The organism is uncultured Campylobacter sp. (genome assembly GCF_937949835.1).
Classification (GTDB): Bacteria; Campylobacterota; Campylobacteria; order Campylobacterales; family Campylobacteraceae; genus Campylobacter_B.
On sequence record NZ_CALEDC010000461.1, the window covers coordinates 1 to 1,272 of the forward strand.

Annotated in this window: 1 protein-coding gene and 1 other RNA gene; both read right to left on the reverse strand. The window is 47.1% G+C overall.

Annotated elements, in window-relative coordinates; genetic code table 11:
• Positions 1 to 279: 279 nt before the first annotated feature.
• On the reverse strand, positions 280 to 552 hold the full coding sequence (locus tag Q0256_RS10280) for a hypothetical protein (RefSeq protein ID WP_297962751.1): 273 nt from the start codon (positions 550 to 552) through the stop codon (positions 280 to 282).
• Between the two features lie 36 nt (positions 553 to 588).
• An RNA gene (gene rnpB, locus Q0256_RS10285) (RNase P RNA component class A) lies at positions 589 to 905 on the reverse strand.
• Positions 906 to 1,272 lie beyond the last annotated feature (367 nt).

A 1,272-nucleotide genomic window follows, 5' to 3' on the forward strand; every position in this document is an offset into this window, starting at 1 on the left:
TTAATAAATCGCGTGTCGCCTAGTTAATGCGCGAAGTATGGGCGCGCCATACGATTACCGCAACTTGGTGTGCTGGTTAAATGCGGGCAAAAATAGGCATCGCGCTATGCTTCACACCGCGACTTCGTATCGCTAGAACCAAGCGTACGAAATAAATTTTAGACGCTTTTTGCTTCGCGTAAAATTTTCAATATTTTTTAGAAATTTTATAAAATTTTAAGTGCTTTACGCTGCTGCATCACGCCATACTTATACCAAATCACGCTCAGTCTGCGCCGCCTATTTATCGGTCGCACAATTTTTATTGTAGTAGGCGATGGTGCGCTCGTACTCGTCATAAGTCTGTATATAATCGTTCGCAACGCTTGGGTTTGCGTATCGATCCTCGACCGCTAAAAGCTCCGCTTCGAGCTCTTTATAATGCTCATAAACCTCTGCACAAGCGCGATCGTGGGCGTCGCCTTGCAAGATTATAGATTTATCGGAGCCCGCGCAGCCTCCGAGCCCTAAAACGACAGCGCAAAGCGTACCGCATAAAATTAAGCTTTTCAAAATTTTTTCCTTATTCCAAGTAAATAAATTCGGCGTAAAAGAGGTGTGGTTATAAGCCGAGTTCCGTTACAGCGGTCATTTATCTAGACCGATTTTTGCAAATCGGTTCGAGCGAACGGTTCGAATATAAGACGAAACCACCCGTTCTTGCTGCAGGTTGGGTTTGCATTGCCGCCCGTGTCTCCACGCGCGCGGTGGGCTCTTACCCCGCCCTTTCACCCTTACCGCTTGCGCGGCGGTTTGCTTTCTGTTGTACTTTCCCTAGGGTTGCCCCCGGCGTCCGTTAGACGCAACCTTGTCTTATCGCAGCTCGGACTTTCCTCTCCTTGCGGAGCGACCGCACGCCACACCCGAGCGCAATTATAGCTTTTTTGGCTTAAATTTCACGGCGCGTGAAATTTTAAGGAGCTGGATTTACGCCGCGAGAGTGGAATTTTAGCGCCCAATCTACGCCGCTACGAAATTTCGGTGCGGCAAAACAGATCGTCGCGAAATAGAATTTTATAAAATTTTATCTGCGACCGAGCCGAATAAAATTTTAAATTTGAAATTCTATGGCTTAGACAAAACGACACGCCTACTGCGATGAAATCTCATAAAATTTTATAAAATTTCATCGCCGCATAAATTTAAATCCACGCAGCCAAGCTCTAAAATTCCGCAAAATTCTGCGCGGCATGGCGAGGTTTGGCGTGGGCGTGGCATGGCGCACGCAAGCCC